Raw genomic sequence first — 26,786 nt, 5'->3', positions numbered from 1 at the left:
CTGTATCGGAACGCAGGAATATGCTATGGTATATGAAAACGCTTTATATGTTTTCACATTTTGTAGAGGAGTGTTAAATACGGTAAGAAAATCCACCATTAAAAGTCGCATTATTCTGCTCATGGCCGTATTCGCACTGCTGATAGCGTCGCTGTTGTCTTTTTTTAGCTATGAATTAATTACTTATTATCAGCGTAAAACAACCATCCAGGCGACCGAATTCAATCTGCAGCTGGTATCCCATATTATTGAACAGGATTTAATTGATCTGTCATCGCTGGCGATGACTTGCAGCACTAACTCTTCTACTAATACCCTGATTACAGACTACTTCAGCTCACCTAAGGCTAGCTCTAAGGAAGCAGTTAATGTATTCAACTCGATGCAGCAGGACTTCCTGAACAACCGCTCCAACAGCTATGCCCGCCGTCTGATTGTTACGGATAGCAACGGAAAGTTTCTGCAGGTGGATAAAACCGGCACCTCTGTTCCGCTTACCATACACAATATCGGTCAAATTACCGGCCTTAGCAATGATGCCGAGGAGAAATGGGACCGGGTGATCAAGGACCCGCTGTCTAATACGAACGGGATTCCATTTGTTTTTCCTATTTACGGCAAAGGGGCTTCCCGGGTTGGAACGGTGTACCTGTTAGCAAATACCACTGTTATTACCGACAAGCTGAAAGGGTACTCCCTGCCGAAGAATTCCCGGCTGCTGCTGACGCTCGGCAATCATCATTATCAGCTCATCGGCGACCAGGTCATCGCCATTGCAGAGCCGTATGAACCGGTGGCCTATACCAATGATAAACCTGTCGGTCCGCAAACTGAGCTATCCATGGTCAAGCTCGAGGACGAGAAAGAGAGCCATATCGTGGTATCTTATCCCGTACGCAGCGGAGTCATTCTGTCACAGACTTTATCCAATGACCTGTTCGCTCCCAAGACAAATATATGGATTCTGGTTATGCTCGGCGTCTGTCTCTTGGTTATTGTCTTAAGCGCTATCATTACGCTGTATCTGACCCGTACCATCAGTCTTCCGGTGGAAAAACTGAAGAAGCGGATTGATAAGATCGCCCAGGGCAATTTCCTGCTGGACCGCAATATCGAATGGAACAGCGAGCTTGGCGATGTCGGCCGGGGCATTAACCGCCTGTCCCAAGATATCGTAGCGCTTATGGACAGCCGGCTCGCTGACGAGAAACAGAAGCAGGAGCTGGAATACCGGATGCTGCAGAGTCAGATCAATCCCCATTTCCTGTACAACACACTAAATTCGATCAAATGGATGGCTACAATTCAGAATGCTACCGGCATCGCGGAAATGACCACTTCACTATCCAGACTGCTGCGCAGCATCGCCAAAGACAACCGTAGACTAATGCCGCTGAAAGATGAGCTGAGCCTGCTGGATGATTATTTTCTAATTCAGAAATACCGCTATGGCAGTACGGTCTCTATGGTAAAGGAGATTGACAACGAGGAACTGCTAACCGGCCTAATTCCACGATTCACGCTCCAGCCCCTGGTCGAGAACGCCATCTTCCATGGCATTGAGCCCAAAGGCAGAGGAGAAATTCTCATTAAGGTGACCAAAAGTGGATTCGCCGATATTCTAGTTACGATTGAAGACAATGGTGTAGGGATGAAGGAAGAAGAAATCTCCACGATTCTGTCGAATCCAGGTGATGGAAGCAAAGAAATGCCCGAGAATATTGGACTCCGCAGCGTAAATGAACGTTTGCGCCTGGCATTTGGGGATAATTACGGTCTTTCGATTGAGAGTGAGTCGGGCCAATATACCCGGATGAAGATTCTTCTGCCGTTCCTGCAAAAGGAATAGAGTAGCATATCAAGCAAGGATGTGATGGAATTGATCAAGTTGTTAATTGCTGATGACGAGGCGCTGGTCTGCATCGGCTTGCAGTCCATGCTGAAGTGGGAGCAATATAATATAGAAATTGTCGGCATTGCACACAACGGGGCTCAAGAGGAAGAAATGATTGACACCCTACGTCCTGACATCGTAATCAGCGATATAAAAATGCCAATTAAAAGCGGCTTAGAAGTTGCCAGTGCGGTACGCAAAAAACACGGCCGGCTTCCGCTGTTCATCATCTTAACAAGCTACGAGGAATTCGAATACGCGCGTGGAGCGATTGAAGTGCAAGCCACAGATTATCTAGTGAAGCTAGAACTGACACCAGAGGCACTTGATGCCTCCATTCGGAAAGCAATTTCCCAGTTGGAGGCTTTTCAAACCCTAGACAGCTATCCCATGCTTGCTCATAGAGGCAATCTACAAGCTCAACGCGATAAATTTTTCATCCGCCTGTTCAATAACTTATTCGCAAATAAAAACCAGTACCTTTTGCAGAGAGATGATTTAAACCTTGAGCTCAAGGAACCTGCTTATCTAGTCTGCACTTGCCGTATTTTGGGACCAGACAGTGTCCCGCCCCGCGGCGATAAAATGGTTGCTCTGTGCTCAAGTACCGTCCAAATGGCTAAAGATACGCTTACTTCCATAAGACCTTGTTATGTGACCAGTCTGGACTTGCGCAATTTTGCTGTAACCCTGCCCGTCAACGGGACGGATTCACGGCAATGGATGCCTGAGATTGAAATGCTATTGACCCATATGGCCTCCATACTTCATAACTACTTTAATGTAAGGATCATCGGCGCGATCGGCTTTGCGGTCGAGGATCCTTATTTGCTGCGGGAAAGCTACCTCGCTGCCCGAAAAGCGCTTCCTGCTGCGGTTAAAGCACAGTCGTTTGTGTTTTTTGCCGAAGGAGAGTCGCTGGAGCAGGATCATCTGTTGTTTGATTTCTCCGAATTGCGTACAGAGATCCGCCGTGCTTTTGAAGAAATGGATACCCAAGCTTTATACGCCATTATCTCCAAAATGATCGAAATCTTCGACGGCCGGGCCGACCTGCTGGTTCCCGCCACTGATGCCGCCTGCAACATTCTGTACATGGCCACTTCACTGCTCGCAGACGGTGAGAACATTGTGGAACAAATTTTCGAAAATGAACCGGAGGGCTACCGGGCTATCTACCAGATGCATACGATTGAAGAGATCGCTGGCTGGCTGATCCAGTTCCGGGACGGTTGCTCAGACATCCTCTCTACCCGCAGACAAAGCTACAAGGAGCAGCTCGTCAAAAATGTCCAAGAGTATATTAAACGAAATCTCGGAACTAAGCTCTCGCTCAATCAAGTGGCTGATGTCTTCAATTTCAGTCCCAACTATCTGAGCCACCTTTTCTCCAAGGTTGCCAAGGTCAACTATGTGGAATATATCACGGAGATCAAAATCACGACAGCCAAAGAAATGATGGCACGTGGGGAAGGTCGCATCTACGAAATCTCACAGAAGCTGGGATATGAGAGTGCCTTCTATTTCAGTAAAGTTTTCAAAAAGGTAACCGGAATTTCCCCCAGGGAATACATGCAGCAACTTAAAGCAGATTCACCATCTGACCGAAGCCTCGGAGTGAACAACCGTTCTTGAGATCAAGAGATTATTAAGAATAATCCCACTTCGCAAAAATAAAGCCAATAAATCTGCAAGGAGCAGGCTCTGTTCCTTGCAGATTTATTGGCTTGCCATCACCCTCAGCAGCATCCCTAAGTATCACCCTTATTCCTGCAATTTTTTTATTTTTATTTTTAAACTAGCAAAATGCTAATACTCCGGTCTTTCTGCCCTAAAAGTCTACCAAAAAACCGCTTACGAGACACTTTCCCAGCTATTAAGACTGCTGTTCCCATATTGACTTTTCAACATATAGTAATTAAAATAAACAACGCACACTAAATATAGTATAGATACGATTTTTCAGAATTTATAGCTTATCCATTCAGTTTTCATACTATTTTCAATAGTTTTTAATATTTACAGGGGGACAGACACCATGCTAGTCGCGTATGATTCAAAAACAGGAAATGTCAGACGCTTCATCAGCAAACTTAAGTTGCCGGCTGTGCAGATTGAGGAGCATATGACGATTGATGAGCCCTATGTGCTTATTACATATACCACCGGCTTTGGACAGATTCCAGAAAAGGTGTCTACTTTCTTGAAGAACAATAATGCCAATCTGAAGGGCATCGCCGCCAGCGGCAATAAGAACTGGGGCGAGCTGTTCGCGCACAGCGCGGACTTGATTGCAGATCGGTATAACGTGCCCGTTATCGGTAAATTTGAGTTATCGGGTACATTTGGCGATGTAGAACGGATTAAACAGGAGGTGAGCCGGGTTGCGGCATATTGAATTAAACAACATGTTGATGAAGAGAGACGAAAGTGGCTTCTTTCAGTTAGACAAAGATCTTGAGGCAGTAGCCGAATTTATGCGGGATGTAGAGCGCCGGAGTCTGGTTTTTGCGAATACAAAAGCCAAGGTTGATTATATGATTGAACAGGATTTCTACGAGAATTTTTACGATCAGTACAGCACGGCGGAAATTGAAGAAGTCTACCAGATTAGCCATGCCTACAACTTCAGTTTTCCATCTTATATGGCAGCTTCGAAATTCTACACGGATTACGCTGTAAAAACCAATGACCGTAAACAATATCTGGAGCATTACCCGGACCGTGTGGCGGCAGTCGCCCTTCACCTGGGACGCGGCAACGCCGATACTGCGGGGGTACTTGCCCGTTCGATGATGGAACAGCGCCTGCAACCTGCGACACCAACCTTCTTAAATGCCGGTAAGAGCCGGCGTGGTGAGCTCGTCTCCTGCTTCCTAATCGAAATGGACGACTCGCTCAATTCCATCAACTATGTGCTGAATACCTGCATGCAGTTGTCGAAGATCGGTGGCGGTGTGGCCGTTAACCTATCCAAGCTACGCTCCCGTGGTGAAACTATCAAGGGTGTTGAGGATGCTGCGAAGGGAATTATACCTGTACTCAAGCTGATGGAAGACGGCTTCTCCTATGCAGATCAGATGGGTCAACGTAAAGGATCAGGAGCAGCCTATTACAACATTTTTGGCTGGGACGTTCTGGAATTCCTTGACAGCAAGAAGATCAACGCCGACGAAAAAACAAGACTCAAAACCCTGTCCATCGGCCTGATTATTCCAAACCGCTTCTATAAGCTGGCGAAGGACAATGAAGCGCTGCATGTATTTGCTCCTTACAGTGTGTACAAAGCCTACGGCACGCATCTCGACGATATGGATCTGGATGACATGTATGATAAGCTGCTGGCCGATCCACGTGTCAAAAAGAAGAAAGCTATGAGCGCACGGGATATGCTGACCAAAATTGCCATGATCCAGCTGGAATCTGGCTATCCATATATCATGAACAAGAGCAATGCCAATGCGGCCCATGCCCTGAAAAACGTCGGACAGATCAAAATGTCCAACCTTTGTACTGAAATCTTTCAGCTGCAGGAGACCTCAGAGATTGCCGACTACGGACAGGAGAGTACAATCCGCCGCGATGTAAGCTGCAATCTGGCTTCCTTGAACATTGTTAACGTGATGGAACATGGCAAAATCCGTGAATCCGTACATGAGGGCATGATCGCCCTGACCGCTGTTAGCGATATGACCAGTATTTCCAATGCCCCAGGCGTAGCCAAAGCAAACAAGGAAATGCACTCTGTCGGTCTTGGCGTCATGAATCTGCACGGCTATCTGGCTAAGAACAACATTGCTTATGAAAGCGAGCAGGCCCGCGATTTTGCCCGGACCTTCTTTATGACTATGAATTTCCACTCGCTGGAGAAAAGCATGGAAATCGCTGCCGCCACGGGCCGATCTTTCCATGGATTTGAGGCTTCTGATTATGCTACGGGAGCTTATTTCGAGCGTTACCTGACTACCGATTACCGCCCGGTTACCCCAAGGGTACAAGAATTATTCGGAGATATTTATATCCCATCCCCAGCAGACTGGGAACATTTGCGGGATGCGGTAAAAACAAATGGCCTATACCATGCTTACCGTTTGGCGATTGCGCCAACGGCCAGCATTTCCTATATCCAAAACGCCACTTCAAGCGTTATGCCGATTGTTGAGCAGATTGAGACTCGGACTTATGCTAATTCAACTACTTATTATCCGATGCCGTACCTGCGGCCGGACAATGTGTTTTTCTATAAATCGGCTTACCAGATGGACCAGTTCAAGGTAATCGATCTGATCGCGGAAATTCAGCCCCATATCGACCAGGGTATCTCGACCGTTCTGCATGTTAACAGTGATGTTTCCACCAGAGAACTGGCCCGCTCCTACCTGTATGCGGCGCATAAAGGCTTGAAGTCGCTGTATTACACCCGGACCAAAAAGCTGTCCGTCGAGGAATGCCTCACCTGCTCGATCTAAAAGGAAGGCTATAGCCGCAGAAAAGGAGATTGCAATATTATGACCGCTATCCAAGCCGTTAACTGGAACCGTCCCGACGACGATTTCTCATTGATGTTCTGGAATCAGAACATTATGCAATTCTGGACGGACGATGAAATTCCATTATCCGATGATAAAATGTCCTGGCTCACGCTCAGTGAGCAAGAAAAGGACTCCTATATGAAGGTGCTGGGCGGCCTGACACTGCTGGATACGATTCAAGGCGGAGTAGGAATGCCGCAGATTATGGAGCATGTCGAAGGTCTTCAACGCAAAGCCGTACTGGGCTTCATGGGTATGATGGAACAAATTCACGCCAAATCGTACAGCAGTATTTTCACCACTTTATCCTCTACAGAGGAGATCGACAGTGTATTCCGCTGGGTAGAAGTGAACCCCTTCCTCCAGTTCAAAGCGGAGACCATCTCACAATATTACAAAAACATAGACTCACCAAAAGACCTGTACCTCGCCATGGCAGCCTCCGTGCTGCTCGAGAGCTACTTGTTCTACAGTGGTTTCTTCTATCCCCTATATCTGGCTGGGCAGGGCAAAATGACTTGCAGCGGTGAGATCATCGACCTTATTCTACGGGATGAGAGCATCCATGGGGTATATGTCGGTGTGCTGGCACAGGAGATCTTTGACGGGCTCCCAGAAGACGAGCAACGCGAACTTCACCATACGCTGGTAGAATTGCTTCGACTGCTGCATGAGAATGAAGAGCGTTATACCGAGCAGATCTATGCCCCTATCGGATTGGTGGACGAGGTGAAGACTTTCCTAAGATACAATGCCAATAAAGCGATGATGAATCTGGGCCATGATCCGCTATTCGACGAGGAAGAGATCAACCCGATTGTTCAGAACGGGATCAGCACCCACACCAAGCAGCATGACTTCTTCTCGAAGAAAGGCAACGGATATGTCCGGGCGCTTAATGTGGAGCCACTGAAGGATGAAGATTTTCAATTTTAAATATAGATAAAACAAAAAGTGCGGAGAAAGCTCTCCGCACTTTTTGTTAACTCTATTTATTAGATTATTGCAATTTTTTCAGTACTGTTCTAGCTTCTTCATAGGTATCGTAAGCATCAGCAAAATCTCTGCCAAAAATACGTTTCAATTGCATTTTCCAAATTGGGTTTTTAGTTACATAAGCCCATCCTGCTTGGCCAGCTGCTTTCGCCATCTCACCTGTTGGAGCCAACATTGCTGCAACTTCAGGGGAAAGTACACTTGCAGATTCAGTTACATCAGTTGTACCCGTAAATTTAGGACTAACAAGCTTCATGATATTCTCAAAATCTTTCAAGTATCCTGGAACATCCTCAGCAGAAAAATCGATAGATACTACATCGATGTGGTTTTCACTTTTGTTGTACTTAATTGTGTATGACATAATTGTATTCCTCCAAGTTTTAATAGTTATTTTTTAATAATAGAAAGTAATGTATGTAACTCCAACAGACAAAAAATTTCTGCCCAGGCTTTTCAGTAACTTCTACTTTTGGCAACTGGGTTTGGAACAAACTGCCTTGTTTAAATGATGCCATATCGTTACAATCAATAGTTAATGACATCTATTTCCTGTATCGTTTTATTGCAACATCCTTTCTAATATATTTTAACTCATACCTATTACCTATATTATTATCGACAAATTTCTTTTTTTATTTATATTAAAATACAAATTTCTACAAATTCCAACATATTCATGGTTATATTTGCCTTAATTTCATACACAATTGTGTAATTCCGTTATCGTTTAGAAACAACTAAAAAAGGCTCTGCGTGCGCCTTCCAACTCCAGTCCATTCATCCTACAGGATATTCGAACAGGAATACGCCGCAAAGCCTTCAATACTAGATGCTTATATAAGTAAATTAATCCGTCTAATTACTTAGTTGCGGAGTAGCCCCCGTCAATCACATGTGCTGTACCTGTAATAAATGAAGCCTCATCACTTAGAAGGAAACATGCAAAAGCAGCTACTTCCTCAGGCGTACCATATCTGCCCAAAGCCGTTCCAGAAGCGATAAGAGATTGAAGCATCTCTACATCATCAGACAACAGCTTTTCGTATCTGTTCATGGTTGGTGTAGGAATAGGACCAGGGCAAATAGCATTTACTCTGATATTACGGTGACCCACTTCTTTAGCAACCGATTTAGTCATGCCCACAATGGCGTGTTTACTTGCTGAATAAGCTGCATCATTTGCCATCCCAATAAAAATACCATGCAAGGAGGAACAGTTTAGAACGGAAGCACCGGATTTCATATGTGGTAATGCATAATGCAACATGTAGAATTGGCCATTAAGATTTGTCTGAATCACCTTTTGAAACAATATCGGATCATATTCTGTAACATCCGCATTATCTCCTGTAATTGCTGAGTTATTATAAAGGCAATCAATCTTTCCATAAGCTTCCAAGGTTTGATCTACGATATTTTTGCAGTCTGCTTCAACTGAAACGTCTGACCGCACAAACAGCGCTTCTCCACCTAAAGCTTTGATTTCTTCGACTGTGTTAGCGCCAGCATCTGATCGATTGGCCACTACTACAGTACCACCCTCTCTTGCTACTCTCAATGCTGTAGCTTTTCCGATTCCGGTACCAGCACCCGTAATAATAACTACTTTGTTTTCAAATCTGTTGCTACTCATTATGCGCACCACTTTCTTATGTCTTTTTCAGGAAGAGGATTTGAACCTCATAGACCCTAATGTCACCTGATACAATGCGGATTGGAACATTTTTGCAGAAAAATCGACAAAATTATCCTCTATATGACAACTTTATTGTATTTAATTGTATATAGCAATCAATATTTTAATCTACTTTTCCAACAATTGAGAATTTGGTTTTGATCGTCATAAAAAATACACCCCTTAGAATTTCATCAGATAAACCAGAAGTTTTATCCAATGTTATTCTAAGAGGTGTAATAAACCTCTACCTAACTCCACGAACTGGGACGTCGATTCGAACTTGACCTCCACCCGTCAGGGGAGAATTGCTAATATGCAGACTGCCCTGATGCTGCCTGACAATGGTGTCGGCAATGTAAAGTCCCAATCCATAGTGACTTTTGGAGGTACGGCTACTGTCCCCTTGATAAAACTGCTTAAGTGCTGATTGGAGTCCTTCACTCGTAAATCCTGATCCACTGTCTGTTACCGTTATACTCCACCGATCTTGTTTTGCCTCAACCTGCAAATAAATCACACTCTCATACGGGGAATACTCTACCGCATTAGCGAGTACATTCATCACAGCCCGATGAAGTAGCTCATCGTCAATCAACACCTCAGGGGGCAGATTATTGTCCTGGTGAAATTCTATCTGAAGACGCTTAGGGACAACCAACGCATCTAACTGCATACGAATTTGCTGGATAAAGGCATCCGTTGCAACCCATTTAGAGCGGGGAGAAATTTGTTTTCTTGTATTAGAAATCTCAATGAGTGTTGCCATGTATTGTTCGATTTGATCTGCATTTTTGGAAATATACCCTATATATTCTTGCTGATTCTCTGCTAAATCTGAGTCTATCAGCAAATCTGCATTTCCTTGAATAATCGTAAGAGGAGTCTTAATGTCGTGGGCAAGCGCAGAAATCTGCTCTTTTTTCATTTGTTCCAGATTCCATTGCTGTTCTAGTGACTTTTTCAATTCCTCTCTCAGCTGTTCCAGGGATGATAGCACCTCATCAATTTCACTGACCCCAGAATACACGACAGTAAAATCCAAATTTTTAGCTTCAATGTGATGTGCAGCTTCCTGCAAGGAAGCCATTTTTTGACTCAGTCTTCGAGCGAAAAATCCAGAAATCAGAATAACTTCCAGTAACATCAGAACTACAAAAAACAGCAATAGCGTTAATTGCGGATTAGGCAGCGTGTTATGCAGAAAATTTGAGGTGAACTGCGGTACAATTGCATATTGCAGTACGATAACCTCATGCTCCCGCTCAATCACATCGCTGCAGTTTGTACCCATGAGATTGCAACTGCTTTGATTCTTCTGCAATATATCTAGAGCGCGTTCTTTAGGAATATTTCCTGAAATATAGTTCTTTTGCTGATCCAATACCGCATATTCCGCTCCCCAAGGGATCATTTCTTCCGTAATTTGTGGCGCACGCTGCAAAACATCCCAAGACTTTGCAATGGATTGCTCGGTATGGTTTGCTGGAACAATCATTCCATACTGCATTAAGAGAGTAAATACCCCTAAACACAGAAATGCCAATAATAGAGTACACGCACCTAATGATAATAAATATTGAATGAAGACTGTACGGAGCCGTATTCGTTTCACACCCATTTGTAACCTATCCCCCAAACGGTTTCAATCGGTGAAACCTCCCTCGCACTCAGCTTACTGCGGATATTTTTCACATGTTCTGTAATAGTTGAGCTATCGCTTTCTCTGTCATAGCCATAAACCGATTCATAAATTTGTTCTTTGGAAAAAACCTGACCTTTATTTCTAGCAAGAAATTCACATATCTGATATTCACTTTTAGTGAGATTTATTTTCTCTTTATCAACAAAAATCTCCTTTGCCGAGAGATTGAATTTCACTCCCGATGCGCTTAACATATGATTTTTCTCTCGATTTTCACGCCGCAAATGAGCGTTCACCCGAGCCTTCAACTCGCCTGCACGAAAAGGCTTCACGATATAGTCGTCTGCACCTACACTAAGTCCAAACATAATATCCGTTTCCATTGATTTAGCTGTAAGAAACAGAATCGGACAGTCTACGATATCCCTGATTTGAGTACAGAGCTCAAAACCATCGATATCTGGCATCATCACGTCCAACAGAATTAAATCAAATGTCGAGTACTCGTTCAAAGGCATATGTCGTGCACTTGTTTTTACCGTAACCCTATGGTGATCTTTGCTGAGAATATTATTTACTAGCGCCAAAATATCAGGTTCATCATCTATTATTAAAATATTAGCCAGTGACCTCACTCCTATTTATTCATATGATTTCCTACCCTGAAAGTAATGAAACCATATCAAGCCTAACACTGCCATTACCATTGTACTAATAAGTATAGCAGGTACGGAATGAATAAGTTGCAGCTTCAATACTTCCGTTTCAATGAGCCCGTTGGGTTGAGCATAAAATAAGGGAAGTTGAATCATCCGCATCGACCAGGCCCACGGTATGTATAACCACACTTTATCGCCTACAATTGTTCCACCTACGATAGCTGCAATTAGCGTACCTGCACTACCCACCGTTAGAGAAAGTCCCATGCCTCCAGCATAACTTAAGATGAGATGAAAGATCATTAAGATTAGAGCAGTGCCTACTACCCAACAAGCTCCTTGCCAGAATATTAGATATTGTATCCGCTCTATATGTAAAATTTTTTTCATGCCCAGTATTAGAATTGATGTTGAACCGAATACGATCCATATCATCGCCAAGATTATGAACCCTAGTTTTCTTATATAACACTTCGGACGTGAAAGAGCACTTAATAGATTATAGAATCCCCCTGCCCCCTCCTCTAAACCACTCATTAAAGCAGAGAATAATCCTATCCCAACAGGCAACCCAAAGGCTAGTAATGAAAAATAACCATCATAGATGTGAAGCTGATCCGCACGCTGTGAAAAATACCAAAGTATCATCATCGGATATAGAACAGGAACAAGGAATATCAACCAACGAATTGCAGTGTGCTTAGTCATCAACCATTCAGCTTGTAATAGTCGGAGTATCACCATCTCTATCGCACCTCTCTTCTACTAAACCAGCAGCTAGTTAAGGTGAGGGTCACCAAAAAGAATACCAGCGACACCACAATTCCAGGTAAAATAACCGAAGAGTCTCTTAGAGCATCCTGTGCTGAAAGAGCCACACCATTGGGACGCACACCAACAATGGGACACATTAACCTTAAAGCCCAACTCCACGGAACATAAATCCATGAAGGTTGATCCGCCGCTAGTACACCCACAATCATCCCAAACAGACCTGCAAGAATAGATACTACCGCCCCAAATTGTTCGGCTAAGAATAGATAGATTGGAATCATCCCCAAAGAGGTCAACCAAACAACAATAGCGGCTGTTGTAATTTCAGATAAGGGTGCTGCACCCAAAGGAAACAAAAGACCAGATAGGTACATTACTGCAATAAGGAGCAGCGAAGACAGCAGCAAATAATATGACACTACAATTATTTTACTGAGCCAAAGTTTAGCGATACTAATTCCATGACTGCTTAAGCTACGGTACCCTCCAGCCTTACGATCCTTGTTATTCGATAGTGTAGACAACAAAGCAGATCCTATGGTCATGAATAACAGCGGCCACCAATTAAATACCATTTCCATAAAATAGTGGTCTTCCGTTTGCAGGTTCTGTTGTGTGAAAAATGAAAATAGAAGAAAAAACAGTGGCACCGCAACAATCAATTTTCGCGAAAATGTTCGTTTGAATTTAAGATTTTCGGATAACAGATAGTGGATCATCTTGTTACCTCCTGTCTGTTCCGAGTCACGACTTCCATGAACAATTTCTCCAAATCATCACCAGGATATATTGCATTCTGATACCCTAGAACACCATTACTAATGATTCCAATATGATCGGCAATTTGCTCCACCTCATGTAGAATATGACTCGATAAAATGACTGTAATCCCTTGTGCAGGAAATGAGCGTATAAGCTCACGTAATTCCTGAATCCCAATGGGATCAAGCCCATTTGTCGGTTCATCCAGAATCAAGAGTCTAGGTTGATTTAACAAGGCGATCGCAATCCCGAGACGTTGCTTCATGCCCATAGAGAATTGTCCCGCTCTTTTTTTGCCTGTTGTTGTTAAATCAACAATTTCAAGAACTTCCCGAATCCGAGAATCCGGTAAGTTTAATATTGTCGTATGTACCTTCAAATTTTGGGCAGCAGTCAAATTCCCGTAAAGTGGCGGGGACTCAATCAGCGCTCCAATGTGTAGTAAATCCTTACGTGTCCATGGATGACCGTCAAATAAAATTTGTCCTGACGTCGCTCGAAGAATCCCTGTTATCATTTTTAGGGTCGTCGATTTACCTGCGCCGTTTGGGCCTAGCATTCCATAAATCGAATTAGTTTTTACGGTTATGCTGATATCATTAACCGCACACTGCCCCCTAAAATTCTTGCATAAATTATTAGTTTGTAAAATATATTCTCCCATCCTATATCATCCTCTCATTTGCTATACGTTGATCATATATAGCAAATCTAAGGACTTTATAAGGTTTTACTGAGCTCAAATTATACGGGATTATAACGAGCATAAAAAAAAGCTCGGTTCAAATTTAACGTTGAACCGAGCCTGTTGAATTTTTATCATCATGCTCTGCGAATTGTAAATTCAAAATCCATATCTAAGGATGGATTGATTTGATATTCATCAAGAACTGGAGCTCCCCAGCTGTCATCCCCGCCTACGCCCATTTGACGTCCAGCAATGGTAACAACGGTATAGTGAACGTTCGGCAGCTCATAATGATGTGTCGCATTCTCCAGCTCCATTGCCGAGTAAGGCGAGATATTGGCTTCAACAGGGGCTGTAGCTGGTGCCGATATTATAATGCCTTGACCATAATCGTTCTTAATGGATACTTCGCGCACACCTGTGCGGTTGCCCGATTCCTGCGGCACCAAATAGGACGACACATTATCCACCGCATGATTCTGGAAGCGACACAATCTTGCTCCACACGCACGGTCGATATAATTTTCTTCCGGCCCATTTGCATACCAATTCAGCTGGTGATAATCCGCTGGCACCTTAAAGCTTAAAGCGAAGAGTGGAAGCTTTGGTAAACCCGCTGCTCCATGGTAGCTTGATTTCACCTGTATGCTTCCATCGGAGAACACTGTGTAAGTTACACGTACACGTACCTCCTCTAATACACTAAGCTTATACACGTAAGTCACGGTCGCACGATCTTTCTCCTCCACGAGCTCGAAGCTTAACGTTCTACGGGTCAAGCTTGCTGCATACCAAGGGGAAGAGTCGAAATGCATTCCTGCCCCCTTATCATTGTCTGTCATTGCTCTCCAGAAGAGTGGTGCCGGCGGTGAAGAGATCATTTCCTGTCCTGAATATTTAACAGAAATTAATGTACCCGCCTGCTTTGAGAACATTACGGAGAAGTCACGACCATGTACACCAATATTCACATCTCCTTCAACCACGCGAAAATCATTCACGACAGATGTTATTTTAGCATCTGTTAAAGACTCCTCGGCTGACGTATTGGCCACTTGAAAAACATGCTGGCCAAAAGCGATTTCATAACCGCTATTCGCCCATAATGAATCTTCCTTCAGGACAAGTGAAACATCCAAGCTATACTCGCCAGACTGATTCTTGATATCGGGTAGATCAACTTCTACATATTTTTCCTCGCCTGGATTAACCTGAGCGAATACAGTTCCACGCTGGATGACCCTACCCTCATAGTTCAGAGCGTATTGTAATTCATAAGCATCCAAGCCCACAAATAAGTTTTCATTTCTGATTGTAAAACCCTGACTGTCCGGGAGCAGCTTGACGTTCTGATACAGAAATTTCACTTCCTGCATTTTTGGCGACCATCTCCGATCCGCATACACAATTCCGTTACCGGAGAAGTTGTAATCGGTTGAACGGTCATCAAAGTCTCCTCCATAAGCCATGAAGGGCTTACCGTATCGATCATTTTTTATAATCACCTGATCCATATAATCCCAGATAAATCCACCCTGATACATTGGATACTTCTGCTCTAGCTCTGTGTATTTATGCAGTCCCCCGACGGAATTACCCATCGCATGCATGTATTCACAGCTAATATATGGCTTTAACGGATCTTCTGTTAAATACCTTTCGATATCTGCTGCTTTCGCATACATGCGGCTTTCCATATCGCTCGAATCATCATATTCACGGTTATGGAACACCCCTTCATAATGAACCAAACGAGTAGGATCCTTCTCTCGAAAATAATTGGCTACGTTCAGAATTACTTCTCCTGCAAAAGATTCGTTCCCACAGGACCAAATTAGAATGGAGGGATGGTTTTTGTCTCTCTCTACCATGGAAATCGCACGATCCATCACGATATCCTGCCATTCAGGCTTATTGCCGGGGATGTTCCAAGACGGCTCAACTGCCCCCATTTTCTGCCATGATCCATGCGACTCTAAATTCATCTCGTCAATGACATAGACTCCGTATTCATCACACAACTCATACCAGAGCGTCATATTCGGATAGTGCGAGGTCCGCACAGCGTTGATGTTCGCCTGCTTTAAGGTTTTTATGTCCCATAGCATATCTTCTTTTGTAATGCTGCGTCCAAAGCGCGGATTAAACTCATGTCGGTTGACGCCTTTAAATACAATACGTTTGCCGTTTAAGTGCATAATCTTATCTATCATTTCGAATTTCCGAAAACCAATTTTTTGCGGCACAACTTCTACAAGATCCCCGGATGCGTTGTAAACAGAGACGTAAAGGGTATACAGATTAGGAGCTTCTGCGCTCCACAGCTGCACCTTTGTTGCCGCAAGCGTAAGCGAAAGGGAATCTCCTGAAACTTCACTTTCCCCACTAGCTACAAGATTACCTGCTCTATCCTTTAGCTCAAGGAGCACTTTTGAGGCAGAATTACCTATCAATTGCATGACAGCCGTCAGCGTTCCTTGCTCAAACTTTTCATCCAAATCGGTTTGAACGTGGAGATCCCGCACATGAACATCCGGCACGGTGTATAGATACACCTCACGAAAGATTCCCGAAAAGCGCCAGAAGTCCTGATCCTCCAACCAACTCCCCGTGCTGCGCTGATAGACTTCGACCGCCAGCTTATTTTCACCTTCCGTCAAGTACGATGTTAAATCAAATTCACTCGGTGTAAAGCTATCTTCGCTATAGCCAACAAATTCCCCGTTTAGCCATATATAAAAAGCCGATTCAACTCCTTGAAAAGATATATACACCGGACGTTGCTCCCAGCCCGCAGGAACTTCAAGATATTTGACATAGCTGCCTACAGGATTGTGGTCCTCAGAGATCATTGGAGGTCTAAGATGCTCATGACCGTCCCATGGATACATCGTATTCACGTACTGTGGCTGTCCATAACCCTGAAGTTGGATATGACCGGGAACTTTAATATCCTTCCAGCCTCTGCAAGACACGTTCTCCTTATAAAAATGAACCTGTCGTTCCATGGCATTTTGGGCATAGCTAAATTTCCAGCTGCCGTTCAGGCTGTGGCGCCAGGGCATTTCTCCAAGCGCTTCGGCTTCATTTTTCGTTTGGTAATATCGATGGTCAGAATGCGCGTGCACTCTGCCTATTGCATAAATGGAAGGGTCTGATAACCATTCCAGACTTGGAGTGAGGTTTCGTTCAACCTGCTGCTTCATCTATATTTCCTCCTCTATTCATAACATGATCGCTAACTTATTTAACCGAACCTGTCATCCCAGCTACAAATTGCTTTTGCATCATGAAAAACACTAGTGCTGTCGGCAAGGTTGTAATGACAATCGCAGACATGATCAGACCATAGTCAGGGGCATAACCTGAGCCTAGATTCGAGATAAGAAGAGGCACAGTCATATTTTCTGGTGATTGCAATACGATCAAAGGCCACAGATAATTGTTCCAGCTGTTTAAAAATGTGATAATCGCTGCGGCGGCGTAAGTTGATTTCATCGTTGGCATATAAATGCGGAAGAACAAACCAAATTCCGAAAGACCATCGATGCGCCCAGCCTCCATCATATCCTTAGGAAACATTTTTGTACTTTGACGAAAGAAGAAAATTAAAAATGCTGTTGTAAATGTCGGAAGAATGACCGCCGATGCTGTATCGATGCCCAGAAAAGGCACTACACTAGATACTTTTGCGAACATTTGAAATAGAGGTACCATGATCGCCGCAAATGGAATCATCATTGAAGCAAGTAAAATATTGAATACGATATCTTTACTCCGGCTGCGGTACATTTCAAAACCATATCCAGCCGCCGATGCGACTAGCAGTGAAAGCACAGTAGTCACCACAGAGATTTTTGCAGAGTTCCAGAGAGCCTGCCACATATCCACTGAACTAAATAGATTGTTTATATTTTTCACTAAATGTGCACCCGGCAACAATGTTCCTTTGGTTACATCAACCGACTGGTTCGTGGCGCTTATAACCATCCAGATAAATGGAAAGATAGAGATCAGCGCAGCGATGATTAGAAAAACGTAAGTAAACATGCGTTTGGTTTTCATTATCTCTTATCCCCTCCTACTTTGTTCTGAATAAGCGTCAGAATGAGCACCATTACAACAATCGAATAGGAGACGGTTGCAGCGTATCCAAAGTTAGGTGTGTATTCAAAGGAAAGGTTATAAATATATTGGGAAATCGACATGGTTGCATTGCCGGGTCCACCTTTCGTGATGTTAACCACCTCGTCAAACAACTGAAGGGTACCAATGGTCGATGTGATCGTCGTGAACAAGATAATCGGCTTCAATAGGGGAATTGTAATTTTGAAAAATTGTGTAAATGCACTCGCACCATCTATATGAGCAGCCTCATATATTGATTTGTCGACATTTTGCAGTGAGGACAAATAGAAAATCATATTATAGCCAGTAAAGCGCCAAGTGATAGCGATAATGATAGTGACTTTGGCCCAGAAGGGGTCAGTAATCCATTGAATCGGTTCGCTGATTAGATGCAGATTCACCAGAAATTTATTGACGATACCTTCGGCTCCAAACATGTACTTGAAAACAACGGAGTAGGCTACAAGTGAAGTTACCGTTGGCAGAAATATGGCCGTTCTGAAAAACCCTTTAAATTTCAGTCTTTCGTCATTTAGCAGCACAGCGATAAAGAGCGCCAGCACCAGCATAACTGGGACCTGAATAATCAAGTAAATAAAAGTGTTTTTGACGGCTGTAAGGAAAGTGGTGTCGCTAAACAGCCGAATATAGTTATCAAGGCCGGTAAAATGAAGATTGTTGCCTCTACCTGTCTTGAAGGATAGAATTAAGGCTTGAATCATTGGATAGAAATAGAAAATACTGATCATAATTACCGGCACAATAACGAATAACCAACCTGTCAGATGGATCTGCCGTTGACCCTTAGAGCTTTTATGTCTTTGAGAGCTTAGCCCTGGCTTTACATTTTCCACTCCACTTCACACCCTTCTGTCTGATTTATTAGAGATGAAAGCCCCTGCTACCCATCCTTCTGTAGAAATCCAATTTACAGGAGAAGTAGAAGCAAGGGCTTAGATTGTACAGCCTAAGTGTGATTAGCGAACTTGGGTATCTGCTTGCTTCTGGGCATCTTTCAGAACAGTATCTACATCTTTTCCACCAAGATAAGATTGCACTGCTACAACCATAATGTCCTCTATTGCGTAAGTGTTCATGCCGTAGTTGACGTTAGGAATTTGCTCGGTCCATGCCGCAAAATCTGATACAACCTTTTGACCTTTGAAAAATTCATCCGCTGCTGAATAAGCTTCTCCGCTTGCCGCAGCTTTTAAAGTGCCGATAACACCAACTTTTGTATTCAACGTCTGATACAAATCAGCATCAGAAGCAAATGTTTTTGCAAGGAACTCCGCAGCGGCTTCTTTACCATCTACATTCATTACATACCAGGAGCTGCCCCCAAGGTTAGATGCATGGACGGAGCCTGCTGTTGCTGCCAGCTTAGGAAGTGGAGCTACTGCCCACTTACCGGATTGGGAAGCTTCGGCTTTAATTGAAGGGGTAATCCAGTTACCCGTCGGCACGGTTGCCACTTCACCGCTATTAAATGCGCCTACAAATTGGCTCCAGTCTGAGTTAACTTTCACGATGCCGGAATCCATCATTTCTTTGTACAATACAAGTGCCTCTTTCAAAGCAGCGTTGTCTGCAATGGTCGGAGTCTGACCGTCTTCACCCGTATACCATGCACCCGCCGATTGAATCATGACCCGGATAAGTCCAAGATCATTGGGATCCAGTGTGATCATGCTTTTGCCGGTTTTTTCTTTTACAGCTTTACCGATCTCGATATATTGCTTCCAGTCGATATCCTGTAGTGCATCCAGGCTGTAGCCTGCTTGCTCAAGATAGTCTGTCCGTACATACATTCCAGTCACACCAGAATCAAACGGAACACCGTATTGCTTGCCGTCAACACTGGTCGGGCCAATCTTATAATCCGCAAAATCAGCGGCTTTTACAACATCAGTCAATTCATAAAAGGAATCCGGATACGCTTGTAAAAAGCTTTGCGCACGGTAATCCTCGATCAATACAATGTTAGGAAGACCCTTCGTAGATCCAGAGTTCAGCCCTGTGTTCAGCTTTTGCACGATATCAGCCTGCGCGTTCTCTACGACGTTTACCGTTATGTCTGGATTGACTTTCGCATAAGCTTCTTTGGCAACATTCATGGCTGCAATGTTAAACGCTGGGTCCCAAGCCCAAACTGTGATTTCTTGTGGCTTACTGCTACCTTCGCTTCCGGAGTTGCCCGTTTCGTTTTTCGTTCCACCTGAGGAACATGCCGAAAGTAGAACCACACTAGCCAGCATCACGGATAATAATTTTTTCACTTCGTAACCCCCTTGTTAATCTGTAAAATAATAAAGATGGAAGCGTTTTCTCTGCTACAATTCCATATTATCATTTTGTATTCGCTTTCTTTGGCAGTATCTTTGTTAGCTTTGGTGTTATTATTGGATTCTATTTTCCCTCTGAGATCGACGCTGGTACTAATTTTAGATTTTTGTAAATTTTTTAGCCTTTTAACAATGGAAGCGTAATTATGATCTTCGTACCTTCATTTCGTTTGCTTGTAATGTTAATACCGTAACTCTCTCCGTACAGCAATTTGATTCTGTCATCAACATTCCGTATACCGATCCCGGAGAACAATTGGCGTTTGTGCTTCGAGGCTGGCAACTGTTCTTCTTTCAGAAAATTAGGATCAAGGTCCATCCCGTCACCATTATCTACAACTTCGCATACAAGCTGATCTTCCTGAACGGCGATCATGATTAGAATTCTTCCCTCATCTTTAAGATTGAATGCATGAAAGAACGCATTTTCGATAAAAGGCTGCAGAATTAGCTTTGGCATATGATAATCCAAGCTTTCAGGCTCCACAAAATAATTCACGCGGATCTTCTCACCGTACCTTACATGATTGATATATACATAATGCTTCAGCGATTCTAATTCCTGACTAACAGGTATAGTGGATTGAACATCACTGACAGTATTTTGCAGGAGTGAGATTAGCGAATTTATCGTGCCAGCTGCTTTTTCTTTGTTGCCCTGTTGCACCAGAAATTTGATAGAAGCCAGTGTATTGTATAAAAAATGGGGATTGATCTGCATTTGAAGAGCGGCCAGCTCCGCATTACGCTGCTGCTTCTGGGTCTCCATCAACCGATCAACATAATCATGTAGGGAATCAAGCATAAAATTAAAGGCATTGCCTAGCTCCTTAACTTCATAACTACTAGTAGCGACATCCACGTGGTTATCGAATCCCCCCTTAGGAATACTCGACATCTGTTCAACGAGTACACGCAGGGACTTCGTCATTTTCCTTGTAATTAAAAATACAATAATAAGCGAAATGGCTACGATAGCCATGATCGTCAACGACACTGCTTTGGCATTAACCATCTGCCCGGTCACAGCTTTTTTATCGATCAGATTCACCAAATAAACATCAAATTCAGGCAAGTATTCCGAGAATACTACCCGTTCATTCCCCATCACATAGACAGATTCTCCATTGTCTCCTGTGCTCTGTTCGTCAACTACTTCTTGAAGCAGCTGTTGATCGTTCAGTCCAATCAGCTCTGTCCTGTTGCTGGATACGATTTGCCCTTTTGCATTCAGCAACACAACATCATTACCTTCACTCGTAAAATTGGCATAGAAGGCCTTGAAATCGCTATCACGAATTGCAATGTACATAGTGCCATAGATACTGCCGGTCGAATGATCAAATAGAGCTTTAGAAGCCACTAACATGATCTCTTTCTTATGGGTTTGACCATCCTCTTTTTGATAAAGCTGGTACAGAATTTGCTGCGGATGAGCCACTGTCGCTTTCGTAATCGGGTGGTTCTTCAATTCTTCAGCAGTAGCAGACCAATACCAAGGGTCAGTTGAGTAACTTCTGCCATTCGCACCTACAATCATAATCCCCACATCAAAAGCACTTAGGTTGGAGCGGACTGCCCGCATGCTTTCTGTCATCTGGTAGGTTTTGATAGCGAGTGTCAATGAATCCGTCTCTCCCCCAGACAAATAGCTGCGGATGGCACCTTTCTGAGCTGTCATTGTAGCACCCGTAGCTACAACGTTGTTGTAGGACTCCAAGTTTGTCTTCATCTGATTTAGTAGTTTGCCATTCGTTATGCTGAAGGTCTTTAAGAATAAATTTTCTGACATACGGATGGTAATAGACAAAGTCAGCAGGGATACAGCAACAATGCTTATGAGGGTCACAAGAAAAAGCTTAAGAAATAGGCCCTGCTTTCTAATCTTGTTAATGATAGTTCCAATCATGGTCGCTCTACGTCCCGTCTTCGGTACTGGCTCGGAGAAATACCAGCCTGTTTCTTAAACACTTTAGTAAAATAACTCTGATCCGAATACCCCACACTAGCGCTGATATCAGAAATTGTTTTTTCCGTCGTCACGAGTAACTCCATGGCTTTCTCCAACCGGACCTTATTCAAATATTCATTAAATCCTTCACCATTCTGAGCAGTGAAATGGCTCGATAAATAAGAAGCGTTGAAATGAAACTGCCGTGCAACCCCAGTCAACGTGATGGGATCAGCGTAATGAGTCTGAATGTATTCAAGCAATCGGGTCATATTGGGATTGGTCGTTAGGTTCGTCTCACCAATCGCACGTTCAGCTTCGCGAATAAAGGCTTCAGCAACAGCGATTGCGTCTCCGGCATACATCGCTTCATCTATTTTTCGAAAGAAATCGTATTTGGATGCCTCCAAGCCTCCAGTCTCGTACTTCATTTTTCCAAGTGTGGTCGCTACGTTAAATATGAAATTCCCCAATAACGATTTGAATTCGAAAATATCGGTCCGATAATCCATCGAACGGAGATGAACATATTCCAGAAATCCAGTAAATGCCTTCTGGTATTGCTTACGTTTCAGTTGTTCCATTAATTCGCCCATATCATATTCCTGATAGGCTCTCGGAAGGCTGGGCAAATGATCGTTTTCAATTAAGCTTCGATCCGGCAAGTAGAAACTGTATCGTGTAAGCTTTAAATAATTGTCTCGATAAATCTCTCCCAGCTTATTAAAATCCGTAAAGCTTTGGCTGATAACGAAATGTGTTTCTCTCGCCCAATGATCCATTTCCGAGACCAGATATCGAAGCTCTATAACAAGCTCGTCCCACTGTTCCGGGTTTGCATTAAGCAAATAAATAACTGAATCATTGACAAACTTCAACCGAATAGACACTGTATCACCCAAAGGGAGCGTACTAAGCCCTTTTTCTATTTTCTGTGTGAAAGTTAACCTATCCCCAGAATCTTTAATATGTCTCATATCCGCTCCGAAGAAAGCGAATAGTGGGTGTGGAAACTTCGCATGAAGCAAAGCATGTTCAATCCCAGACTCATATCCGGTCATAAGCTTCTCGATAACTAGCAAAATTTGCTTTTCGCCAGGTTCCGTTCCTTGATCGGACATCTCCATCCCTACCAATTTAGCAGTGGTTTTATTTAGGATGGATAACAAATAATCAGCTTCCAGCTTTGGCTTCAGAATGTAGTCCGCTACCCCACTTTGAAATGTGGATCGGACATAATCGTATTCACTGAAACTACTTAAGACGATTACTTCAATATGAGGGTATTTCTCCTTAACAATCTTAACCAGTTTCTCTCCGCCCATTATTGGCATAACAATATCTGTAATGATGATATGTGGGCTGACCTCATCCATCATATTTAGTGCTTCAAGACCGTTAGCAGCCTCACCAACAATTCGATACCCTTCATTCTCCCAATCCAAAAGATGTTTGATTCCTTGTCTTACTAGCATCTCGTCATCAACAATCATAATTTTGAATATTGGTTTCATTTCTTCCCCCTTGTAACCGTTTTCTTTCCATTTGTTAGTATACAATACATCCAACAAGGAGCAAGCTTCTAGACAAGTAAAGCCGTAAGCTTACTTAAAAATTGTTCATTCCAAATCATATGCCCCACTGACAAATATGGTCAACCTCTCATTTTTCATCCCATGAAATATTCTTAAATTTAAGGAAAAAACTTCTAGATGATGCAACAAAAAAAGCTGCGATATTTGCAGCTTCTTTGTTAATGAAACAATAATCCAAATAAATTATTTATTGGCTTATAGATAAAAATAATAAGAAACAGCGGACTGGGGATGTTCAATTTTAACAACGAGCAGAAGGTCGCACCAAGACCCAAAATCCAAAAAATAAAATATACGCTAAGATCACGCACTCGGCGCTTTCGCATTAATTTAGGCAAATCAAGTGCCATACAACCTACAGCAATCACCGAGAATAACAGTACTAGCATCTGACTTCACTCCTTGATTTTTTCAAGAAAAGAATTATCTGTGAGACCCACGCGGTTAATAACTGCTGAGGCTTTGTAATGGATGGGCAATGATTTAAGGTAATCGTCCCCCTTTTGTTGCTGCAGCTTTGCCCAAGCTTTAGGGCTGGCATGGTAGATCGATTGTCCGAATCCCATAATATCAACATTGAAACGATCATTTACATGCTCCACAGTTTTTTGCATCCGCTCTATAATCCGCTCCTCTGTTTCCTTTTCCAAACGTTTTATAGTGCTTTCCGATTCCAAATTTTCTACACTTTGCACTTCTTCAATATTGCAAAGCGTCTTAACACTAAGGTAAATATGCGGCTCCCCATTAATGATTTTCACTTTGCGTTTAGTTGTAGCCTGGATCGCTTCGATTACAATGGGCTTTCCGTCTTCCCCTGCGATCGGGCCAGAATGTGCGGTTACCTTATCGTTGATATAATTGTAACCAATCGTTTCTCCCTCGGTTAGCCAACCGATCAACTTGTCTTTTTTGAATACAGCTACAGTATGGTATTCCAATCTTGCCTTAGGCATTGTTCGCTCTACATTGCTTTTGTCCTCTCCATCTTTGGGATCGCCTATAATTTTCACTCCGGTTAGCACAGGATTCTCGCCTTCAGACAATAAATTCTCAATAAAATCATCCAGTGTAACAGCGACTGTTTTTGCTGAATCTTTATAAGAATTATCCAAGGAACTAAATAATTTGTTCGCTGGTAATTTATCCATAGGTGTAAGGACATTCAAGACATTGCTGGCGGTTGTATCTCTGGCAACCATAACGTAGAAATCCATCCGGGGTTCCCGACTTCTTTTAAATACATCGAGTATCTCACCCACTCCGGTGCGGGCAAGCTCCTCCCCAATCACCAACACCCGGATATGACCGAGATAACTTGACCTAGAGCTATCCAGATTCAGCTTACGCAGCGCATCATAAAACGTAGGTACAGTAAATTTATATACAACCACTGGGACTCCACTGCCTCCCCCTCCTCCATTCGTTTGAGAGGAAATCGCAGATGGAATAACGACCTGCATCGAAACGGTATAACCTTTTTCTGCCTTGTCAATCCCTATCCCCAAGACAAAAGCTATCTCATTCAGCTCATTTCTTTCCCAACAGCCGCTTAGCACTAACGTAAATTGGAGAGCTATCATTAATCGAAGAACGCCTCTAACTAATTTTTTATTCATTTTGTTGGTTCCTTATCACTGGATGTGCTTTGACGAAACAGGTTCTGCGTCTTATTCTCAGCAGGCCTTGTCTTTAAAAACGGCCACGGAAAGCGAAAAATAGAGTCTTTTAAATCTTTGGAATTATACGGTCCGAGCGGACTCATATAAGGCATTCCGAAAGAACGCAGGCTCGACAAATGCAATACGATGATGAAAATACCGAAGAGAATTCCATATAATCCGATAAATCCGGCCAAAGCTATAAGCACAAAACGGATCATCCGCGCAGCAATAGACATTCCTGTCTCCGGAATAACAAAACTAGAAATGGCTGTTAGCGATACAATAATGACCATTGCGGATGAAATAAAACCCGCTGCTACCGCGGCTTGTCCTATCACCAGCGTTCCGACAATGGAAATCGCCTGACCAATATTTTTGGGTATCCGCACCCCGGCCTCCCGCAAAATTTCATAAGTCATTTCCATGATCAGCGCCTCAATAAAAGCAGGAAAAGGAACACTCTCCCGCTGGGCAGCTAAACTGATTACAAGATTGGTCGGTATCATCTCCTGGTGATAGGTAGTAATCGCAACATACAATGAAGGGGCAAGCAAAGTAATAAAAAATGAAATAAAACGAACTAATCTCAGCAATGTTCCAATATCGGCCCTTTGGTAATAATCCTCAGCTGACTGGAAAAATGCCACAAAAAATGTGGGCACCAACAGTACAAAAGGAGTTCCATCAACAAGAATGGCCACTTTTCCTTCCAAAATACCCGCTGCAATCGTATCTGGACGATCACTGTTGTATACGGTAGGAAAAGGTGTAACTGCCGTCTCTTGAATAAACTCTTCAATATATCCACTCTCGAGAATACTGTCCGTATCTATTTTATTCAGACGGCGCTTTACCTCTTGCACCAGTTCCTTATTCGCAATGTTACTTAGATACATAATGGATACGCTGGTTTGAGTCACCCTTCCGATCTGAACGGTTTCCAGCCATAAATGGCTATCTTTGATTTTTCGCCGAACCAGTGCCGTATTCGTCCGTAAATTCTCAGTGAATCCTTCCATTGGACCCCGAACAACCGACTGTGAGCTAGGCTCCCCTACATTACGATCTTCCCAGCCTGGTAAGCCGATCCGCAGAGCGCTGGATAACCCGTCAAGCAGCAGCATTATATTACCGGACAATAAATGATGAATAAATTGGCTGTAATCGTCAATGACGGCTATATCGCCGGCTATTAATATCTGTTTCTTAATCATCTCAAACTTCTGCTCGGGAGAAAGCCCCCTCAGCTGTTCGTAAGGAATGTGTTCCTGCAAGGAATACAAAATTGAATTATGCAGCACCTGAGTATCCACAAGACCATCTATGTAAACCAAAGAAATATGAGTGTTTTCTTCTATCTGCAACTCTTTTATGACTACATCAGAGCTTTCCCCCATCAATTGGTACAAATTAGCAATATTAACTTCCAACCGGCTTGATAATGTACCAATCTCCGTATCTTTCATGATGCAACC

The 26,786-nt window shown here is 43.2% G+C and carries 21 protein-coding genes; 5 read left to right on the top strand and 16 right to left on the bottom strand.

Annotation, left to right across the window (positions count from 1 at the left end; genetic code table 11):
• Nucleotides 1–25 precede the first annotated feature (25 nt).
• The 5 genes from MHB37_RS06820 (at nt 26) to nrdF (ending at nt 7,362) form a co-directional block, all read left to right on the top strand.
• A complete protein-coding gene (locus MHB37_RS06820) occupies nt 26–1,849 on the top strand; it encodes a sensor histidine kinase (protein WP_081387872.1) in 1,824 nt (607 codons plus the stop codon).
• Nucleotides 1,850–1,879: 30 nt separating this feature from the next.
• Nucleotides 1,880–3,529 (top strand): helix-turn-helix domain-containing protein, encoded by a 1,650-nt coding sequence (locus tag MHB37_RS06815; RefSeq protein WP_076125388.1) that lies wholly within the window; start codon nt 1,880–1,882, stop codon nt 3,527–3,529.
• 403 nt (nt 3,530–3,932) lie between these two features.
• Nucleotides 3,933–4,292: a class Ib ribonucleoside-diphosphate reductase assembly flavoprotein NrdI gene (gene nrdI / locus MHB37_RS06810; RefSeq protein WP_036675861.1), complete on the top strand. Its 360-nt coding sequence runs from the start codon at nt 3,933–3,935 to the stop codon at nt 4,290–4,292.
• Nucleotides 4,279–6,363 carry a class 1b ribonucleoside-diphosphate reductase subunit alpha gene (nrdE, locus tag MHB37_RS06805; RefSeq protein WP_076192945.1) on the top strand — a complete coding sequence of 695 codons (2,085 nt, stop codon included), beginning with the start codon at nt 4,279–4,281 and terminating at the stop codon, nt 6,361–6,363. Before nrdI ends, nrdE begins: the two co-directional genes overlap by 14 nt.
• Before the next feature lie 39 nt (nt 6,364–6,402).
• A complete protein-coding gene (nrdF, locus tag MHB37_RS06800) occupies nt 6,403–7,362 on the top strand; it encodes a class 1b ribonucleoside-diphosphate reductase subunit beta (RefSeq protein ID WP_405169069.1) in 960 nt (319 codons plus the stop codon).
• 64 nt (nt 7,363–7,426) lie between these two features.
• Here nrdF and MHB37_RS06795 read toward each other — a convergent pair whose 3' ends face one another.
• The 16 genes from MHB37_RS06795 to MHB37_RS06720 form a co-directional block, all read right to left on the bottom strand.
• On the bottom strand, nt 7,427–7,786 hold the full coding sequence (locus MHB37_RS06795; RefSeq protein ID WP_036675871.1) for a hypothetical protein: 360 nt from the start codon (nt 7,784–7,786) through the stop codon (nt 7,427–7,429).
• Between the two features lie 498 nt (nt 7,787–8,284).
• Nucleotides 8,285–9,058: an SDR family NAD(P)-dependent oxidoreductase gene (locus MHB37_RS06790; protein WP_405169068.1), complete on the bottom strand. Its 774-nt coding sequence runs from the start codon at nt 9,056–9,058 to the stop codon at nt 8,285–8,287.
• Nucleotides 9,059–9,347: 289 nt separating this feature from the next.
• The gene (locus tag MHB37_RS06785; RefSeq protein WP_405169067.1) at nt 9,348–10,610 is read right to left on the bottom strand and encodes an ATP-binding protein; all 1,263 of its coding nucleotides are present in this window, start codon (nt 10,608–10,610) and stop codon (nt 9,348–9,350) included.
• A gap of 101 nt (nt 10,611–10,711) precedes the next feature.
• A complete protein-coding gene (locus MHB37_RS06780; protein ID WP_076305473.1) occupies nt 10,712–11,371 on the bottom strand; it encodes a response regulator transcription factor in 660 nt (219 codons plus the stop codon).
• 15 nt (nt 11,372–11,386) lie between these two features.
• Nucleotides 11,387–12,148, bottom strand: coding sequence for a lantibiotic immunity ABC transporter MutG family permease subunit (locus MHB37_RS06775; protein ID WP_076125394.1), 762 nt, complete (start codon nt 12,146–12,148; stop codon nt 11,387–11,389).
• 2 nt (nt 12,149–12,150) lie between these two features.
• Complete coding sequence (locus MHB37_RS06770) at nt 12,151–12,897, bottom strand: lantibiotic immunity ABC transporter MutE/EpiE family permease subunit (protein ID WP_405169066.1); 747 nt, start codon at nt 12,895–12,897, stop codon at nt 12,151–12,153.
• Entirely contained in the window at nt 12,894–13,604 is a 711-nt protein-coding gene (locus MHB37_RS06765) for a lantibiotic protection ABC transporter ATP-binding protein (protein WP_076185383.1), read from the bottom strand. Before MHB37_RS06765 ends, MHB37_RS06770 begins: the two co-directional genes overlap by 4 nt.
• Before the next feature lie 158 nt (nt 13,605–13,762).
• The gene (locus MHB37_RS06760) at nt 13,763–16,834 is read right to left on the bottom strand and encodes a glycoside hydrolase family 2 TIM barrel-domain containing protein (RefSeq protein ID WP_405169065.1); all 3,072 of its coding nucleotides are present in this window, start codon (nt 16,832–16,834) and stop codon (nt 13,763–13,765) included.
• A gap of 37 nt (nt 16,835–16,871) precedes the next feature.
• Nucleotides 16,872–17,693 carry a carbohydrate ABC transporter permease gene (locus MHB37_RS06755; RefSeq protein ID WP_076185385.1) on the bottom strand — a complete coding sequence of 274 codons (822 nt, stop codon included), beginning with the start codon at nt 17,691–17,693 and terminating at the stop codon, nt 16,872–16,874.
• Nucleotides 17,693–18,505, bottom strand: a complete 813-nt coding sequence (locus MHB37_RS06750; RefSeq protein WP_232061505.1) for a carbohydrate ABC transporter permease — start codon at nt 18,503–18,505, stop codon at nt 17,693–17,695. Before MHB37_RS06750 ends, MHB37_RS06755 begins: the two co-directional genes overlap by 1 nt.
• Before the next feature lie 228 nt (nt 18,506–18,733).
• Nucleotides 18,734–20,035 carry an ABC transporter substrate-binding protein gene (locus MHB37_RS06745; protein WP_076125404.1) on the bottom strand — a complete coding sequence of 434 codons (1,302 nt, stop codon included), beginning with the start codon at nt 20,033–20,035 and terminating at the stop codon, nt 18,734–18,736.
• A gap of 184 nt (nt 20,036–20,219) precedes the next feature.
• A complete protein-coding gene (locus MHB37_RS06740; RefSeq protein WP_076192957.1) occupies nt 20,220–22,010 on the bottom strand; it encodes a sensor histidine kinase in 1,791 nt (596 codons plus the stop codon).
• The gene (locus tag MHB37_RS06735) at nt 22,007–23,566 is read right to left on the bottom strand and encodes a response regulator (protein WP_076305474.1); all 1,560 of its coding nucleotides are present in this window, start codon (nt 23,564–23,566) and stop codon (nt 22,007–22,009) included. The genes MHB37_RS06740 and MHB37_RS06735 overlap by 4 nt, the downstream gene beginning before the upstream one ends.
• 239 nt (nt 23,567–23,805) lie before the next feature.
• Nucleotides 23,806–24,036, bottom strand: coding sequence for a hypothetical protein (locus MHB37_RS06730; RefSeq protein WP_076125408.1), 231 nt, complete (start codon nt 24,034–24,036; stop codon nt 23,806–23,808).
• 6 nt (nt 24,037–24,042) lie between these two features.
• Nucleotides 24,043–25,266: a Ger(x)C family spore germination protein gene (locus MHB37_RS06725; protein WP_076125410.1), complete on the bottom strand. Its 1,224-nt coding sequence runs from the start codon at nt 25,264–25,266 to the stop codon at nt 24,043–24,045.
• Nucleotides 25,263–26,777, bottom strand: coding sequence for a spore germination protein (locus MHB37_RS06720; protein WP_076282262.1), 1,515 nt, complete (start codon nt 26,775–26,777; stop codon nt 25,263–25,265). Before MHB37_RS06720 ends, MHB37_RS06725 begins: the two co-directional genes overlap by 4 nt.
• Between the last annotated feature and the right edge of the window lie 9 nt (nt 26,778–26,786).

The organism is Paenibacillus sp. FSL H3-0286, from assembly GCF_045040705.1.
GTDB classification, from domain to species: Bacteria; Bacillota; Bacilli; order Paenibacillales; family Paenibacillaceae; genus Paenibacillus_AQ; species Paenibacillus_AQ odorifer.
This window is presented reverse-complemented; position numbering and strand designations above follow the sequence as displayed.

Coding starts and splice junctions, on each gene's coding strand:
- MHB37_RS06820 (WP_081387872.1), top strand. CDS start 26: ATGGTATATGAAAACGCTTTATATGTTTTCACATTTTGTAGAGGAGTG.
- nrdI (WP_036675861.1), top strand. CDS start 3,933: ATGCTAGTCGCGTATGATTCAAAAACAGGAAATGTCAGACGCTTCATC.
- nrdF (WP_405169069.1), top strand. CDS start 6,403: ATGACCGCTATCCAAGCCGTTAACTGGAACCGTCCCGACGACGATTTC.
- MHB37_RS06795 (WP_036675871.1), bottom strand. CDS start 7,786: ATGTCATACACAATTAAGTACAACAAAAGTGAAAACCACATCGATGTA.
- MHB37_RS06790 (WP_405169068.1), bottom strand. CDS start 9,058: ATGAGTAGCAACAGATTTGAAAACAAAGTAGTTATTATTACGGGTGCT.
- MHB37_RS06785 (WP_405169067.1), bottom strand. CDS start 10,610: ATGCAGTATGGAATGATTGTTCCAGCAAACCATACCGAGCAATCCATT.
- MHB37_RS06775 (WP_076125394.1), bottom strand. CDS start 12,148: ATGGTGATACTCCGACTATTACAAGCTGAATGGTTGATGACTAAGCAC.
- MHB37_RS06770 (WP_405169066.1), bottom strand. CDS start 12,897: ATGATCCACTATCTGTTATCCGAAAATCTTAAATTCAAACGAACATTT.
- MHB37_RS06765 (WP_076185383.1), bottom strand. CDS start 13,604: ATGGGAGAATATATTTTACAAACTAATAATTTATGCAAGAATTTTAGG.
- MHB37_RS06760 (WP_405169065.1), bottom strand. CDS start 16,834: ATGAAGCAGCAGGTTGAACGAAACCTCACTCCAAGTCTGGAATGGTTA.
- MHB37_RS06755 (WP_076185385.1), bottom strand. CDS start 17,693: ATGAAAACCAAACGCATGTTTACTTACGTTTTTCTAATCATCGCTGCG.
- MHB37_RS06750 (WP_232061505.1), bottom strand. CDS start 18,505: ATGATCAGTATTTTCTATTTCTATCCAATGATTCAAGCCTTAATTCTA.
- MHB37_RS06740 (WP_076192957.1), bottom strand. CDS start 22,010: ATGATTGGAACTATCATTAACAAGATTAGAAAGCAGGGCCTATTTCTT.
- MHB37_RS06735 (WP_076305474.1), bottom strand. CDS start 23,566: ATGAAACCAATATTCAAAATTATGATTGTTGATGACGAGATGCTAGTA.
- MHB37_RS06730 (WP_076125408.1), bottom strand. CDS start 24,036: ATGCTAGTACTGTTATTCTCGGTGATTGCTGTAGGTTGTATGGCACTT.
- MHB37_RS06725 (WP_076125410.1), bottom strand. CDS start 25,266: ATGAATAAAAAATTAGTTAGAGGCGTTCTTCGATTAATGATAGCTCTC.
- MHB37_RS06720 (WP_076282262.1), bottom strand. CDS start 26,777: ATGAAAGATACGGAGATTGGTACATTATCAAGCCGGTTGGAAGTTAAT.